A 15,738-nucleotide genomic window follows, 5' to 3' on the forward strand; every position below is an offset into this window, starting at 1 on the left:
TAAATCGCCAATTGGGTTAAAACGAGACTGCCTAGTATAAAGGCAGTTGAGCTATAGAGCATCCATTAATTAGCTTAAAATTAACAAAATACTCTTATTTAAAGTTTTTAGACTTGGCCATAGCCTGCCCCAAATGATAAAAATAATCCAGTAGGTTTTTAGAAAATGTTATTCTGAGCGCCTCATCTGGATAGATCCCCATCTTAGCTTCAGGGCTTTGTTTAGTGCCTTGAACTAGAAATGCATTTTTGATGTGGTGGTCTTGAATACAGGCCTCAAAGGCACGTGCAACAAGTTCTTGGGGGCGCGCGTAGTAAAATATTTTCAGTAATCTGTCTGCTTGAGCACTGCGGTTAACATAGTTATTTGGTTGGTATTTATCTGTAGATAAAAAAATACTTTCGAAGCACAAACTAAGTTTCTCATTTAATTGATGGGATATTTGCGATTTGTCTTGTAACCAACACTCGGATGCAAACTGTTCATGGGATGTGTGCACAAATAATTTGTCACAAATATAGTGATCAAATGCATGAAACCATTCGTGAGCGAGCGCACCACCCCCAGCATTTTTCGCAAGGGCTAACTTTTTGGAGTTGGACTCATAGTGGGCGCTACTATGTTTTCTTCCACCGCTACCAAAGGCCAATGACAAACTTCCATTTAGAGAAATGACTGCCTCTGGTACTTGCAATATATCCATCAAATCACACAAGGCATCAAAAAATAGGTTGGCGGCAATTTGTTGTTCTGTTGCCGTGACCCATTTACCAATTGTGACAGTACGAAAGCCAAAAATTTTAACAATATCTTGAAAACTCACATCGGCCCCATCTCGATGAGAAGGACCGTTTCGATAGTAGGGTTTGTGGATACGTGAGTCAGAAGTGTGCAAAGTGATAACTACAGCAGGTTTATTTCAGCAACTAACTGTTTGCACCAATTGTCGATACGCTCATCGGTCATGTCATATTGGTTTTCATCATCAAGGCATAAACCAACAAAAAATTGTTTATCTTCAGTGAGCGCTTTTGAAGCTTCGAATTCGTACCCTTGATTGGGCCAATACCCAACAACGTCGCAACCTAGTATCAGAAGTTCATCGTGCAACATGCCTACAGCATCTTGAAACCACTCTGCATAACCCAATTGGTCACCTAAACCAAAAATAGCCACGGTTTTATCAGTTAAGTTTAGTCCTTGTATATCTTGCCATGTCGCTTCCCAGTCTTCCTGTAACTCCCCAAAATCCCAAGTGGAAATACCAAAAATAAGGATGTCGAACTCTTCTGTTTTTGTTAATGCAGTGTCTTTAATATTGAATAGTTCAACACAAGCACTTCCCACTAAGTGGTGAAACTGTGTTTGGATTTTTTCGGCGGCCATCTCGGTATAACACGTGGTTGAGCCGTAAAATAAACCTATTTTTAATTCGTTATTAATCATGTAGTCCTAATCGAAATGTTTAAGAAAATGGGAAGTCAAAGTTACTAATCACAAGTTGTGGCAGCATAATAGGTAACTGATTGAATCAGCTTGTGTTTCATTTGATAGATTGACAAAGCACATTGAGAGCTTGCGCCATCATTTGAAAAAGCCTCTTCTATTACCACCACAGTTTCACCAAGCGTTAAAGACTGCTTGATCTGTGAGCGAGCATTGGAGTGTTGTTTAAAGTGCCTATTCATTGCTGTTCGCAAAGCGTCTTTGCCCTCTGTTTCGATCACTAGATTGTCATTGATGTTATATAGCCATTTCACTTCTTGAGTCGTTTTTTCAAGCATTTTTTCGATATCATGCTGATTGTAAGCAGCAATAAATAGTTCTACTTGCTTGGTTGGTGAAGCAGCAACTGAAACCGTCCAGCTTATGAAAACTATTAACCATGTTAATTTCATTAGGTTTCCTAACTCTATAAATGAGTGAATTTACACAGCTGTATTATACAAAAAATATTTTGTGGCGCGGCTTTTTATATCTGTTCTCTATGGTAAGGCTGATCCCAACCTCAAGTTAAGTCAGAAATGACAGTGACAACAAATAATGACCAAATGGTTAGTTTTATATTTCTTCATGTTTTTGAGTAGGGTAGACTAATTTTCTAATTTAATGGTTTTTTACAGTGGGAACAGACCGTATATGAGAACGTATGTGGGTTTTATCATAGGGATTGGCAGTTTATTATTGATTGGCTGTGGACAAAGCCCCGAATCGGAACCAATAAAGCAAAATTCAGAGAAAAAAATAGAGCAAAAATTGCAAGTCAATGGCCATTGGATAATGGAACAAGATGGGCAAGTTATGCTTAACCCACAGACTTCTGGTTTAGTGAAATGGCGTGATGGCTTGTTGACCTTGAGTGATCGTAGTGCCCACCCGTCGCAACGTTTACGCTTGCGTTCTATATTTTCAGAAAAAGCCTTGTTAACTGGTCTAGATTTTCCAATGATATTATCAGAACAATTGCAGACAAGTTGTTTTGCTGCTTATATCAGTGATAACCCTGATCTAGAAGCCTTGGTGGTTGATCCTGAAAACGACAAAGTATTCTATATCGTCACTGAAGACGCGTCCAACGCCACACCTATGTCAGAAACTTGTCAGCAAAAATATAGCAATTCAGGTTCGACTCAATACCCAACTTTGCTTGTCAGACTCGAGTTACAAACAAACGATAGTGTATTAATGACCCATGTACGTCCCATTCAGTTTAGTGCTGATATGCAGATTGGCGATTTTCCTAATGATGGTGTAGAGGCACTGGCATTTGGTCAGGATAGAACCTTGTATCTAGGTGTTGAAAAAGACAATAAAAAGCAGGCGAGAGTACTTTCTATACAAATGCACAGTGATTTTTGGCAATCAGATGAATTTGCAGCTGTAACAGCATTTGATGTGAAGTTGCCTGTTTTTGATAGTGGTAACCATCCTATTAATGGCATGGATTATTACCAAACACCTGATGGTCGCGAATTTTTACTCGCCGCTGCCAGAAACGATGAAACATTATGGGTAGTGGATTTATCTGGCAAAAAAGAAACAGTCATTGTACCGATGGAATTTTTTGCTGAGACCAAAGCACATAGCCAAGGATGTGAAAACTATGAACTTATGGATAATGCCTCAATTGAGGGGGTGGCTGTGATTGAAAACACTCTTTGGTTAATTAACGATCCTTGGAAGGCCGTGTATTTAAATAACGTTAAGTGTGAACAAAATCGCGAACATTACGAAATATTTGCACCGCTGCTGTTCAGTGTGCCCATACAAGCAAGCTGGTTCGACTAGTTCGCACCAGCTTTGGTAACAACAGCAAAGGCAATTTGCTGTTGTTCACTCATTCTCAGAAAAATACCTGCATAGCTGTTTGTCATCGTTTAAAACGAATATTTCAGCCAGCCGATTTTTTTATTCATTTTTCGCAATAAACAATGCTTCGCTCCTCTATACATCAGCGCCTCTTAAGTGAGCTGTTTTCACAAATAGACTTACTAAAAGGGCAGGTAGTGTTAGACGTGTCTATAAATTAAGACTTAAAAATAGTAAATTTCTTTTAGATCCTGTCTGAATATGCTCTGCTGCTTCGTCGATATAATGAGAGACAGTTATTGTTTCTCACTTTTATTCATTTAATAAGGAAAGACATATGCAATTTTTAGCTTTGATTTATGCTGGTGAAGATCAAGATGATGTAGATGTAGAAACCTTGATAGGGCAATATCAGGTATTTGAAGGGCAGCTCGAGGCGGCAGGTATTATGCTGGGTGGCAATGCCTTAGAGGCCGTTAGCACAGCTACGTCAGTAAGAGTGCGAAATGGTCAATCTGAATTGACGGATGGTCCTTTTGCTGAAACCAAAGAACAGCTTGGTGGATACTATTTAATGGAGTGTAAAGATCTTGATGAAGCCCTAGAATGGGCTGCAAAAATTCCTAGTGCACGTTATGGCACTATTGAAGTCAGGCCGGTGATGGTATTTGAACAATAGTAGCCGTTACAAGGGCAGAATACTTTGACTATGGATAGACTAGCGCGAATTTTTCGCGCTGAATCGGGTCAAGTGTTAGCCTCCCTTGTGTATTTCTCTCGAGACTTGCAGTTAGCCGAAGATGCGCTGCAAGACGCCTGCGAACAGGCGAGCAATAAATGGCCTGTTCAAGGCATTCCTGTCAATACAAGTGCTTGGTTGCACTTAGTCGCTAAGCGCAAATTAATCGACAAATTACGTCAACAGCACTCTCAGCAAAATCAATATAAGTTGCAGTTGATTGAGGACTCTCTGTATATGCAGCCGGATACTATGGCTGAAACAGACTATGACGTGCCAGACGAAAGGTTGAGGTTAATTTTCACTTGTTGTCATCCAGCCTTAAATGAAGCGGCGCAAGTAGCACTCACTTTACGTACCTTGTGTGGCTTAGATGTACGAGAAATTGCTCGCGCCTATCTTACTTCTGAAGTGGCTATTGGTCAGCGTATTACTCGAGCAAAGAAAAAAATCAGAGATGCAGGGATCAGTTACGAGATCCCCCATTCGGAGCAACTTAAGATTAGATTGCCCTCTGTATTGAAAGTGATTTATCTTATTTACAACGAATCCTATTCTGCTTACGAAGGCCAATCGTTAACCAGACATGATTTAGCAAACGAAGCCATCAGATTGAGCTTGTTAATGGTAAAGTTGATACCCAATGCTGAAGTGTTTGGATTAGCCGCGTTAATGTTATTTCATGACGCACGTCGCAGCTCGCGTAGTTCAGTTGATGAGCCTTACATTCCTCTTGAGCTGCAAAACAGAGCATTATGGGATCAAGAGCTGATTGAGCAAGCTAATCATTTTATGCAACTAGCTTTGCAGTGTAAGCAGCGCGGTCCTTATCAGATCCAGGCTGCTATCAGTGCGCTACATGCTAAAGCTACAAGTTGGGAAGCTACAGACTGGCGGCAAATTCAATTGTTATATATGAGTTTGTTACAACTGCTTCCTTCCCCTGTTATTGAACTAAACCTCGCAATCGCCAAGGCAAATGGCGGGCAACTTAAACAGGCTTATACTGATGTGTTAGCACTTAATGATGAGCTCCACCTCTATCAGCCTTATCATGCAGCCTGTGGCGAATTAGAAAGTCGTTTGCAATTACCTGAAAAAGCCTATTGTTCAATCACCAAGGCAATTAACTTGAGTAAAAATAGTATCGAGAGAGACTTTCTAATTACAAAACGGAGGCTGCTAATAGAAAAAGGTTGAGTGAATGTAATCCACTCGGCCTCTTTTCACGTAAAAAGTGTCAAATCTAAACAATGGTGCAGACTAAATGAAACAGAACTCTCCCCTTACACTTTTTTATGATGGTTTTTGCCCTTTGTGTTTATTAGAAATCAACAAGTTAAAACAGTTGGATGTACAACAAAACATTACTTTTGTTGATATTCAAAAGCCTTCCTTTTCTGCAGATTATCCACAGTTAGATTGGCAAGCATTAAATGCTCGTATTCATGGTTATTTGCAGGATGGAAGCTTGATCAGTGGCTTGGATGTCACTTACTTAGCTTGGAAGTTGGTCGGTAAAGGCTGGGTTTACGCGCCACTACGATGGCCTGTTATAAGATGGTTTGCTGATAGTGCTTATAACTTGTTTGCTAAAAATCGCTACCGCATTTCTTATCTTTTAACTGCTAAAAAACCCTGCGTTCCTTGCCAATCTAAGCAGAGGAAAACTAATGTTTAAAGGTAATGCGCTGGTTATAGGGGCTTCAGGAGGCATTGGACAAACACTGGTCAAACAACTTTATCAGTCAGAGAAGTATCAAGCTGTCTATGCCGTTTCCCGGACATTACCCTTAGCGCCAATTGAAGGTGTGTATTATCACACTCTAGACTCTGACAACGAAAATTTGATTGCCGAATATTGCCAAAAGCTTAAAGGGTCTAGTATTCAATTTAGTCTAGTGCTGTGTTGTATCGGTGTTTTACAGAGTACTGGGCAGGGTACTGGTCATGATAATAAAAAAACTATGCCTGAAAAACGCCTAGAAGATCTGCAACAACAGCAACTCAGTTACTACTTCACTGTTAACAGCATATTACCAGCACTGTGGTTAAAACATGTAGAAGCGCTGCTTAAAGGCTCGCAACCTTCTACTTTAGTTTTCTTTAGTGCAAGGGTCGGAAGTATCAGCGACAATCATTTGGGCGGCTGGTATGGGTACCGAGCCAGTAAAGCTGCACTCAACATGCTAATAAAGTGTGCACAAATTGAGTGTCAAAGGCGGGCAAAAAATATCTGTATGGTCAGCTATCATCCAGGAACCGTTGCCACAGAGTTATCTAAACCTTTTCAGTCAAAGGTGCCAGAAGGCAAGTTATTTACTGCTGATTTTACTGTCTCGCAGTTACTGAAAATTATCCCTAACTTAAGTCCTGAAAATGGCCCCCACTATATTGATTGGCAGGGCAGTGAGATCCCTTGGTGAATCCCGAGATGCCGCCGTAAAGATTTTTTATCACTTTTTATAATCAAAGCATTCGTAACATAAAAGACTTTCTGAAAATCTGCTGGTAATATCTAGCCAAATTATAAAAATAAAAAAGGATAGGTTATGAGCGCTCCTCGCGAACAGTTTGGTTCACGTTTAGGTTTTATTCTAGCTGCAGCTGGCTCAGCCGTAGGCATAGGTAACATGGTAGGTTTTCCCGTAGCAGCGACTAAAAATGGTGGCGGCGCATTTTTGTTGATTTACGCTATTTTTGTGGCCTTTATTTGTTTGCCTGTGATGTTGGCTGAAATGTCTGTAGGTAGGAATAGTCGTAAAGATCCATTGGGTGCCTATTCAACCATGACAAACGGTCATAAAGGCTGGAAATTGGCAGGTTGGTTGTCGATTATCACCCCTTTCATGATTGCAGTATTTTATTTAGTCATCACTGTTTGGATTTTCGGTTATTTGTTTCATTCCTTAACTGGTAACCTTGAGATGCTAGCGGACCCCAATACTTTTGGTTCCTTTATCAATGGTTTTGACCTGTTTTATTACATGGTCGCAGTATTAGCCATTATTTATTTAATTCTTCAAGGTGGAGTAAAACAAGGAATTGAAAAGGCGGCTAAGTTTATGATGCCTACCTTGTTTATTATGTTAGTCGCGTTAGTGATTTTTGTTCTGACGCTAGACAATGCCTTTGAAGGCGTAAAGTATTATGTGATACCTGACTTCAGCAAAATTAACGCTGCTGTGGTTAACGGTGCCTTATCTCAGGCATTCTTTTCGTTGTCTTTGGGTATGGGGATCATGATCACTTATGGCTCTTATCTGGATAAAAAGACTGATGTTCCCGGCTCAGCAAAAATGGTGGCTTTATTAGATACCGCTGTGGCTTTTATCGCCGGTTTGTTGATTCTGCCAGCTGTATTTTCTTTTAATCCCGATATCAACACTAATGATTTAAGTGACTCGTCGGTGGGCATGATATTTACATTTTTGCCTAAAATATTTTTAGCATTGCAAGCCACTATTGGTTATGTGGGTGCCAGTGCTGTTGCTAGTTTTTTCTTTTTATTAGTGTTTTTTGCTGCGATTACCTCCATTGTTTCAATATTTGAAGTACCAGTGGCGGCATTAATGGAAGAGAAAAAATTCAGCCGCCGCAAGGCTCTTGGTTGGATGGGGCTACTACTGGTCATTTTTTCGGTAATGGCTGCCACATCATTCGGGATACTGGATTTTTTCACTGGGTTTATCAGTTATGCAGGGCAATCTAAGTCATTCTTCGATGTGATAATTGATGTGTTTTACGACACTATTTTGCCATTGAATGGCTTGTTAATTTGTATTTTTGTGATTTATCGTTGGAAAAAGTCGAATTTTAATAAAGAGTTAGATGAAGGTGCGCCTAATTATGAACACAGCTGGTTTGAACGTTATGTTGACTTCTCGGTAGGTACTTTTATTCCTGTTATTTTGCTTTTAGTACTCATCAATACTATCGCCTTAAAATATTTTGGTGCAGCTCTGATTGGGTAACACCTGCCTGAGCTAATCTAATAAAGCCAAACCTAAAAAGTTTGGCTTTTTTGTTTAAGGCTATTAGCTTAGAAGCTCAGAGGCGTTAAGTTTATGCTGGGTGTTAGCGGAGACTTTGCATAGTATTTTACAGCATATCGTAAGGGCTAGGGTAGTTAAGCGTCATACCTAATAAATTTAAGCTTCTCGTTGGATCGATTAACTTACCGACAGCTGGTTCTTGTTCTTCGTTGAATACAGGGGGGGCTAAGTTGAGCCGCTCTGCGGCCCAAGTGTAATACTCTTGTCTGGTAGGATGTTCTGTTGCACTTAACACTAAAGTGTCTCCCCAAACCCGGTTTTCAATAATACATCTAATACTTTGAATGACATCTTCTTGATGCACTAAATTTACCCTCATTTTCGGCGCTGTTAATGCGGATTTTCCTGCTAAATAATTGACAGGATGCCTATCTTTACCCACTAACCCAGCAAGCCTAAGTATGCAGCATTGAGGGGCAAAGTAGTCTTGTACAAGCCGTTCAACTTCTAAATTGATTTGCGCAGATCGTGTATTAGGAGAGGTGGGGGATTTTTCTGAAACAACACCGTTCTGGTCACCGTATACTGAGCTAGTACTGATAAATATAACTTGTTGAATTTTGCTATCGACAACTTGCCTTAATAAGGCATCCATATTGGCACTGAATACTTCAGAAGTGGCAGTCTTGCGGCCCACAGGAATATTTAAAATGAGCAAATTCGAGTTGAAAATAGCCGCAAATTTACTATTTGTAAGTGATGTCCCTAGCTCAAACTGTAAACAAGTTAATCCTAGTGAGTTTACTCTTGCACAGCCTGCTTCAGAACGACTAGTGGCCACAATACTGTGACCACTTTGTTGTAAACTAAGGCCAAGAGGCAATCCCAACCAGCCACATCCTATAATTGCAATTTGCATTAATATATTTCATCTCACTGGGCATAAGCCCTAAGCTATCACATTGCTTTATAATGTTTGCTAACTTGAATGACATCAAGACTAGAAAGTTGTTTGATGTGCATTTGTAACTGGTTTTCTGCATCGTCGACTTTGACTAAGGTGTCACATAATTGTTCAGATTGCTCTTCTAGTGCTTCGGCTTGGTATTCTATTTTTTGTTCCATTTGTTCACCAAAACGTTGCATTTTTTGTTCGAACTTATCCATATCTCCGCCATTGAAAATAAGTTGTGTGCCAATGGCTACCATTATGTGTCCAATTGACTCTGTGACTAAGCCTTCAATTGCGTCTTCAAATTGTGCTTCCCATTGTTCACCAAAAAACTCCCCGTTTTCAAAGGACCCAGAATGCAAACGAATATCGCCATTTTCTGCATAAAAGTTGTATTGGATCTGATGGTCAAGATCGTGCAATTTATCTGACAATTCGGCTAACGCGGTATTATCTGTGCCTAATAATTCAGTAAATACTTCGTTCAGCGCGGTACTGGCTAACGCAACTGCATCTGTCGCAATTGCTGCAGCTTGCGGGGCCGCTTGATTGATACCGTCATAATAGTTATCTACCCAGTGTTGTTGTTGGGTATCCAAAGTTAATGCAACACCATCTACATACAATATTTTATCCTGAGCAATGCTAAGACGGGTATTGTTGGCTAAAGTGACTTCCAATACATTGTTCTCTAACTGCATATTACCGTTGAATTCAACGTTACACTGATTTGCTAATACTGGAAGTGAACAGCAAGCTAACGCTCCTGCAATTATCATTGTACGCATAAAATTTTCCTAAGTGATTAGTATTGATTGACACATCAAACAGAGCAAAGCTTAGGCCATAAATTAAAAGTCATAAAAAACAATTAGTTATTGATATTTTGATATTGGATCTAGTAGATGATAAACAGGTGGTTAGTGGGTTTCGCTAATAAATGGGGTTTTATGCCACTTGTATTATATAGCGACACATAGGAGATATTACTTTTATGTCTTTTGGGATTCTGTTTTTTTGGTGCATAATGTACCAAGTTTTATATACATAGGAATTGACTAGTGAGCAATTGGTACGAACCCATTTTATTTGGTTTTACATTAATTACCTTTGTTTTGGGTATTAGCAGCCTCATCATGAGCTTTTTACCTACACCTGAAGGTCATAACGTTATGCAGTCCAAAGTTGAATATAGCTTTTTTGGTGTGTCTGCTTTGGCGCTATTCGCGGTGTTTGTCTATGCCTTAGCGACTGCTTAAGGCCAGAGATTAGAAAATTAGGGTCTATCACTAACACGTTGATAGGCTCTTAGTTTAAAAGCAGGTAAAATGGCCAGTAAGTGGTCAAAAATGTCGCTTTGGATCCCTTCATATTCAATCCAGTTTTTATTGGCACTAAAACAATAGATTTCTAGTGGCACCCCTAGTTCTGTAGGTGGTCTTTGACGCACCATCAAAGTCATGTCTTTGTTGATATCGGGGTGATTTTCTAAGTATGCTTGCATATAGGCGCGTAAAGTACCTATGTTGGTAAGCCTGCGGCTATTCACTAAATCAGTGGTGTCTATGTGTTGCTCGCTGTGGAAACGTTGTAACTTTTCAAGCTTTCCTTGAATATAATTCTTTATATAACGAATTTTAGCAAATTCATCTAACATATCCTGATCACAAAAACGGATGCTTTGAATATCGATATTCAGCGAACGTTTAATTCGACGGCCACCACTTTCTGTCATGCCTCGCCAGTTTTTGACGGAATCAGTGATCAAGGTATAAGTTGGGATAGTCGAAACCGTTTTATCCCAATTTTGTACTTTTACTGTAGTCAGGCCAACTTGTAACACTTCACCATCAGCACCAAAGTTGGGCATTTCAATCCAGTCGCCTGTGTTGACCATACGATTTGCGGCTATTTGGATACCTGCAACAAAACCTAAGATAGTGTCTCTGAAAAGTAGTAGCAATATGGCAGTTAATGCGCCTAAACCTGACAGCAGCAATAATGGTGATTTATCCATTAAATTAGAGATAATCAACAAACCAGCAATGATGACCACAAATAATTTACCCACTTGGATAAATCCAGTAATAGGTGCTTTCTTAGCTAAACTTGATGCGTTGTAAGTGTCTTCAACTGTATTGAGTAGCGCACTGGCCGCCATAACTGTAGAAATAAGCAGGTAAATAATCGAAGATTTTTGCAAGAAGGCGAGTAAAGACAAGTTTTCAATTAATAGCTGACTGAGTAAGTAGATCACTAATGCAGGAATGATATGACCGATACGTCTAAAAAAGCCATGCTGATGAAGTTCATCGTCGAAACCGTTTTTACTCTTGCTGACTATTTTCCTGAGACTACTATTGAGGATACCTTTAGTTATCCAGCTACTAAGGCCTGCAAATATTAAGATACCTGTCAAAGCAACGCCTTGAAATATCCAATCATCAGGTGTGGTATGCACGCCCACTTTTTCTAAGAGGGACACTAAACTATTTGTAAGGAATTGATTATTTAGCACTTAGTTTGTCTCTTTTAATTTCGATATAAGTTTATCTTTGTTCTGCCAAACTGAATTTAACCAGCTCTGAAAACTTTGTTTAAAGGTTTCGTTGTTAAAATAATCGCCCACAATTTCGTCTGTAACTGGATGAACATTAACTCTAACAATGACCTTTTTAAGGCGGCCGCTTAACATTGCATACATTGGGCTACCCTTTGTATCTGGATAGATTACAGTCATGTCCAGCACACTAGTAAATAATTCCCCCATAGTGGCAAGAGTAAATGCAATGCCGCCAGCTTTAGGGGGTAAAAGGTGTGCAAATGGACTTTGTTTCAGTTTTTGTTTTTCTGGTGTAAAACGATTGCCTTCCACAAAGTTGATCACAGTAGTTGGTAGCTGGCGAAATTTTTCGCAAGATTTTTTAGTGGTTTCTATGTCTTTCCCTTGTAAATGGGGATTTTTTTGTAGGAAGGTTTTGCTATATCTTTGCATAAATGGCATGTCTAATGCCCATGCGCCGAGACCAACAAAGGGCAGCCAAATTAATTCTTTTTTCAGAAAAAACTTTGGCGCAGGAATTTTACCAGCAGCAAAATCCGTCAATAAAATAATATCTAACCAACTAAGGTGATTAGATATGATTAGATACCATTCTTTTTTGCTGAGCTCACCTTCAATCACATAATCAAACTCCACTTTGTTCATTATTTTGATTAAGGCCACACTACAAAAACCAAATGCACACATCATGAAGTTGAGTATGATATTAATCGGCTTAGAGACAAATGAGAAAGGCAGAATGAGTTTAATCAGGCCGAGTAAAGTAATGTTTATCGCCCAAAAAGCCAGACTGAGCATTTGTAATGTCAAATGTACTGGAAACACAATAAAACGGGGAAACACACTAAACATTTTGAGCTTTTTCTTCCGAAAGCGCCTGCAAATCTCGATCTTTTTGCTCCCATAACTCTGTAAGCCAACGCTGAAACTTGACCCTTTGTTTGTGGTCGTCAAAATAATCAGCGCCATAAATATCGCTATTTATCAAATCTTGGATAGACAACACTCTTATTTTTACCTGCACCTTTTTGACTTTACCACAGACAAACTCCCAGTAACTTGGGGTGCCTTCTGGATAATGAATAGTCACATCCAGTAGTTTATGGAGCTGTTCTCCCATGGCGCCTAAAACAAACGCCATACCACCTGCCTTGGGTTTTAGTAAATGTTGAAACTGCGCCCCTTGACGAGACCGTTTGTGTTCAGTTAAACGGGTACCCTCTACAAAGTTCATAATACTGACGGGTTTAAAAGTAAATTTTTCGCAAGCTTTACGGGTGTTTTCTAAATCTTTACCTTTTAAGTGAGGATATTTAGCTAACAAAGCTTTGCTATATCTATGCATAAAAGGGAAATCTAATGCCCACCAAGCCAATCCTAAGAAGGGGACCCAAATCAGTTCTTTTTTGAGGAAAAATTTTAGAAAAGGAATTTTGTGATTAAAAATACGCTGCAAAACTAGGATATCAACCCAAGACCTATGGTTTGATATGACCAAGTACCAATCTTTTCGACTTAAACCTTCAAGTCCAGTCGCTTCAAATTTTGTACGGCTAAATAGATTTTGATTAGCGCTATTAACTGATATCCATAATGTGGCACAACCATCCAACAAGTAGGACATAAAGGTTTGCCATATTTTGATAGGAATTAATTTAAAAAATGAACAAATTAAAATCGGTACCAACCAAAATATAGTGTTAATAAAATAACCTAATGAGGATAAGGCACCACACAATGCGGAAAAAGTCTTCGAAAACATACTGTAAAACATCACTACTGCTATAAAACTGCAGCAAGTTTAAACTAAAAACACCCTCGATATACAGTTGTTCTTTAGTGCTAGTTTTTTGCTTGCACGACTATTTCAAAAGGAAAGTTCGTCACACAAGCCTAGAAGGTTATAATCAGTAAATAAGGTAAATAGTAATTAATGTACAAATAAGGACGAGAATAAGTGCTCAGCCAAGCAAACACTGTGCTCAAAGATGTATTTGGTTTTGAAGCGTTTCGCGAATCTCAACAAGGGATTATTAATAACGTTTTAGATCATCAGAATACTTTGGCTATTATGCCTACTGGTGGTGGTAAGTCCCTGTGTTATCAAATACCAGGAGTGGTGTTTGAAGGATTGAGCATAGTTATTTCGCCACTTATATCTTTGATGCAAGACCAAGTCAGGCAACTTAATGAACTCGCTATACCCGCCTGTGTTCTGAATAGTTCGCTGTCGGACTCTGATTACCAAGAAAACTTGGATGCCATCAAACAGCAACAAATTAAGTTATTGTTTCTGGCCCCAGAAACTGCGCTGCAAGCAAATATTTTAGAGCTACTGACAAATTGTAATGTAGCTTGTATTGCCATAGACGAAGCCCATTGTATTTCAGAGTGGGGCCATGACTTCCGGCCCGAATATCGTCAGCTTAATCGTCTTATTGAGCGTTTTCCAAATGCGGTCTGTATCGCTTTAACTGCAACAGCAACACCCAGAGTGCGCGAGGATATTAAGCAGCAGCTCAATATCAAAGACAGTAGTGAATATATTTCCAGTTTTGATCGCCCGAATCTGTTTATCAGTGTGATCCCTAAAGACAACCCTTATCTACAATGTAAAAGTTTTGTTGAACAACACCCGCAACAGTCAGGGATCATTTATTGTCAATCTCGTAAAGGAGTGGATGAACTCACCGCTAAACTGCAACAAGATGGATTCTCAGTGCTGCCTTATCATGCAGGACTGAACAGTATTAAACGCAACGATTATCAGGAACGTTTTATTCGTGATGATGTGCACATCATAGTTGCCACCATTGCCTTTGGGATGGGCATTAATAAACCCGATGTGCGTTTTGTATTGCATTACGACTTACCCCAAAATATTGAAGGCTATTACCAACAAATTGGTCGTGCTGGTCGTGATGGTTTAGACGCTGAGTGTTTATTATTATTTGGCTACGGTGACACAGGAAAAATTCGTTTCTTTATTGAGCAAATGAGTAACGAACAAGAACAACGTTTGGCAAATATGCACCTCAATCAAATGTTAGCGTTGGCTGAAGCCGAAGATTGTAGACGTACGCCTCTACTCGCCTACTTTGGGGAAAAATCGACTAAAGAAAATTGCGCTAATTGTGATAACTGCACCAATGAAAGCAAAGAAAAATCTGATTTAACCGTACCTGCTCAAAAGTTCTTGTCCTGCGTGCATCGCACCGGTCAAAGGTTTGGTGCTAGTCATATTATTGATGTATTGCGCGGCTCTAGCGCTGAGAAAGTATTGCAAAACCAGCATAACTTGCTTTCAACCTACAACATCGGCAATGAGTTTACTAAAAAGCAGTGGATGGCGCTGGCACGGCAACTCATTCAAAAAGGGTTGCTTAACCAAGAAGAACAATTTGGCGGCTTAAAACTCACCCAAAAAGCTGCAGATGTATTAAAAGGTAAGGTGCCATTTTTTGCGTTGTTGCAACAACCTGTTGCGGCAAGCAGTCATGCTTCTAAAGCAATCGCCAACCCAGGTGATCAAAAATTAATTGCAATATTAAAAGCCGATCGCAAGCGGTTAGCCGATGCGGCAAACTTACCTCCGTATGCTATTTTCTCGGATCGTACTCTGAACGAAATGGCTTATTATTTTCCTCATTCTCAAGAAAGCCTGTTGCGTATCCATGGCGTAGGGCAAGCCAAGTTAGATAAATATGGTCAGCATTTCCTCGAACTTATCAGTGAGTTCTGCCAGAAAAATGATATTCAGGAAGTCGCTAATACTCAAACTGCCAGCAAAACAACTGTGAGTAAAAGTAGTGCAACTCATTCTAATAGTCGCAGTGCTGAAATAGTCAGTGCTTATCAACAAGGCCAATCTATTTCATCTTTGGCGACACAATTTAAGGTAAAAGACGGCACTATCCTTAATCATTTATACCGTTACGTTCAGGATGGGCATAAGATTGCAAAACCCAATCAACTATTAGAGCAATCAGCTTTGAACCAAGGCGAGATTGATTTGGCTTTAGCTGCATTTGCAGAGCATTCCCATGAACGTTTAAAGCCTGTATATGACGCGCTGAATGAACAAGTGGGTTATGACCAGTTACATTTACTTAGGATATATTATGTTAGTCAGTTGGCTGAATAATGAGTTTTCTGACTGCCTAAGCAGCGCGATCGAGCG

The 15,738-nt window shown here is 39.6% G+C and carries 16 protein-coding genes; 8 read left to right on the forward strand and 8 right to left on the reverse strand.

Annotated elements, in window-relative coordinates; all coding sequences use genetic code 11:
• Positions 1-94 precede the first annotated feature (94 nt).
• From AAC000_RS05670 to AAC000_RS05680, 3 genes are read right to left on the reverse strand one after another with little or no spacing between them, the layout of a single operon-like run.
• Positions 95-895 carry a CLCA_X family protein gene (locus tag AAC000_RS05670; protein WP_339720843.1) on the reverse strand — a complete coding sequence of 267 codons (801 nt, stop codon included), beginning with the start codon at positions 893-895 and terminating at the stop codon, positions 95-97.
• An 8-nt stretch (positions 896-903) separates the two neighbouring features.
• Positions 904-1,446, reverse strand: a complete 543-nt coding sequence (fldB, locus tag AAC000_RS05675) for a flavodoxin FldB (protein ID WP_339720844.1) — start codon at positions 1,444-1,446, stop codon at positions 904-906.
• A gap of 44 nt (positions 1,447-1,490) precedes the next feature.
• Positions 1,491-1,898 (reverse strand): nuclear transport factor 2 family protein, encoded by a 408-nt coding sequence (locus AAC000_RS05680; protein ID WP_339720846.1) that lies wholly within the window; start codon positions 1,896-1,898, stop codon positions 1,491-1,493.
• Positions 1,899-2,139: 241 nt separating this feature from the next.
• Here AAC000_RS05680 and AAC000_RS05685 point away from each other — a divergent pair, with 241 nt between their 5' ends.
• From AAC000_RS05685 to AAC000_RS05710, 6 genes are all read left to right on the forward strand, one after another.
• Positions 2,140-3,288, forward strand: a complete 1,149-nt coding sequence (locus AAC000_RS05685; protein WP_339720848.1) for a hypothetical protein — start codon at positions 2,140-2,142, stop codon at positions 3,286-3,288.
• A 358-nt stretch (positions 3,289-3,646) separates the two neighbouring features.
• Positions 3,647-3,988, forward strand: coding sequence for a YciI family protein (locus AAC000_RS05690; RefSeq protein ID WP_339720849.1), 342 nt, complete (start codon positions 3,647-3,649; stop codon positions 3,986-3,988).
• 30 nt (positions 3,989-4,018) lie between these two features.
• Entirely contained in the window at positions 4,019-5,248 is a 1,230-nt protein-coding gene (locus AAC000_RS05695) for a sigma-70 family RNA polymerase sigma factor (RefSeq protein WP_339720851.1), read from the forward strand.
• Between the two features lie 67 nt (positions 5,249-5,315).
• The gene (locus tag AAC000_RS05700) at positions 5,316-5,729 is read left to right on the forward strand and encodes a DUF393 domain-containing protein (RefSeq protein ID WP_339720853.1); all 414 of its coding nucleotides are present in this window, start codon (positions 5,316-5,318) and stop codon (positions 5,727-5,729) included.
• On the forward strand, positions 5,722-6,474 hold the full coding sequence (locus tag AAC000_RS05705; RefSeq protein ID WP_339720855.1) for an SDR family NAD(P)-dependent oxidoreductase: 753 nt from the start codon (positions 5,722-5,724) through the stop codon (positions 6,472-6,474). Before AAC000_RS05700 ends, AAC000_RS05705 begins: the two co-directional genes overlap by 8 nt.
• 126 nt (positions 6,475-6,600) lie before the next feature.
• Positions 6,601-8,022 carry a sodium-dependent transporter gene (locus tag AAC000_RS05710; protein WP_339720857.1) on the forward strand — a complete coding sequence of 474 codons (1,422 nt, stop codon included), beginning with the start codon at positions 6,601-6,603 and terminating at the stop codon, positions 8,020-8,022.
• A gap of 127 nt (positions 8,023-8,149) precedes the next feature.
• Here the strand turns inward: AAC000_RS05710 and AAC000_RS05715 are convergent, their stop codons facing one another.
• Positions 8,150-8,962 carry an SDR family oxidoreductase gene (locus AAC000_RS05715; RefSeq protein ID WP_339720858.1) on the reverse strand — a complete coding sequence of 271 codons (813 nt, stop codon included), beginning with the start codon at positions 8,960-8,962 and terminating at the stop codon, positions 8,150-8,152.
• Positions 8,963-9,000: 38 nt separating this feature from the next.
• Positions 9,001-9,783: a DUF2884 family protein gene (locus AAC000_RS05720; RefSeq protein ID WP_339720859.1), complete on the reverse strand. Its 783-nt coding sequence runs from the start codon at positions 9,781-9,783 to the stop codon at positions 9,001-9,003.
• A 273-nt stretch (positions 9,784-10,056) separates the two neighbouring features.
• On the opposite strand from AAC000_RS05720, the gene AAC000_RS05725 reads away from it, so the two are divergent.
• Entirely contained in the window at positions 10,057-10,254 is a 198-nt protein-coding gene (locus tag AAC000_RS05725; protein WP_339720861.1) for a hypothetical protein, read from the forward strand.
• 17 nt (positions 10,255-10,271) lie between these two features.
• On the opposite strand, the gene AAC000_RS05730 is transcribed toward AAC000_RS05725, so the two are convergent.
• Genes AAC000_RS05730 through AAC000_RS05740 form a run of 3 tightly spaced genes read right to left on the reverse strand, consistent with a single transcriptional unit; the run spans position 10,272 to position 13,332 of the window.
• On the reverse strand, positions 10,272-11,513 hold the full coding sequence (locus tag AAC000_RS05730; protein WP_339720863.1) for a mechanosensitive ion channel family protein: 1,242 nt from the start codon (positions 11,511-11,513) through the stop codon (positions 10,272-10,274).
• On the reverse strand, positions 11,514-12,410 hold the full coding sequence (locus AAC000_RS05735; protein ID WP_339720865.1) for an acyltransferase: 897 nt from the start codon (positions 12,408-12,410) through the stop codon (positions 11,514-11,516).
• On the reverse strand, positions 12,403-13,332 hold the full coding sequence (locus tag AAC000_RS05740; RefSeq protein ID WP_339720866.1) for an acyltransferase: 930 nt from the start codon (positions 13,330-13,332) through the stop codon (positions 12,403-12,405). The genes AAC000_RS05735 and AAC000_RS05740 overlap by 8 nt, the downstream gene beginning before the upstream one ends.
• 183 nt (positions 13,333-13,515) lie before the next feature.
• Here AAC000_RS05740 and recQ point away from each other — a divergent pair, with 183 nt between their 5' ends.
• On the forward strand, positions 13,516-15,702 hold the full coding sequence (gene recQ / locus AAC000_RS05745) for a DNA helicase RecQ (RefSeq protein ID WP_339720868.1): 2,187 nt from the start codon (positions 13,516-13,518) through the stop codon (positions 15,700-15,702).
• Positions 15,703-15,738: the final 36 nt, after the last annotated feature.

It is taken from the genome of uncultured Paraglaciecola sp. (genome assembly GCF_963977085.1).
GTDB lineage: Bacteria > Pseudomonadota > Gammaproteobacteria > Enterobacterales > Alteromonadaceae > Paraglaciecola.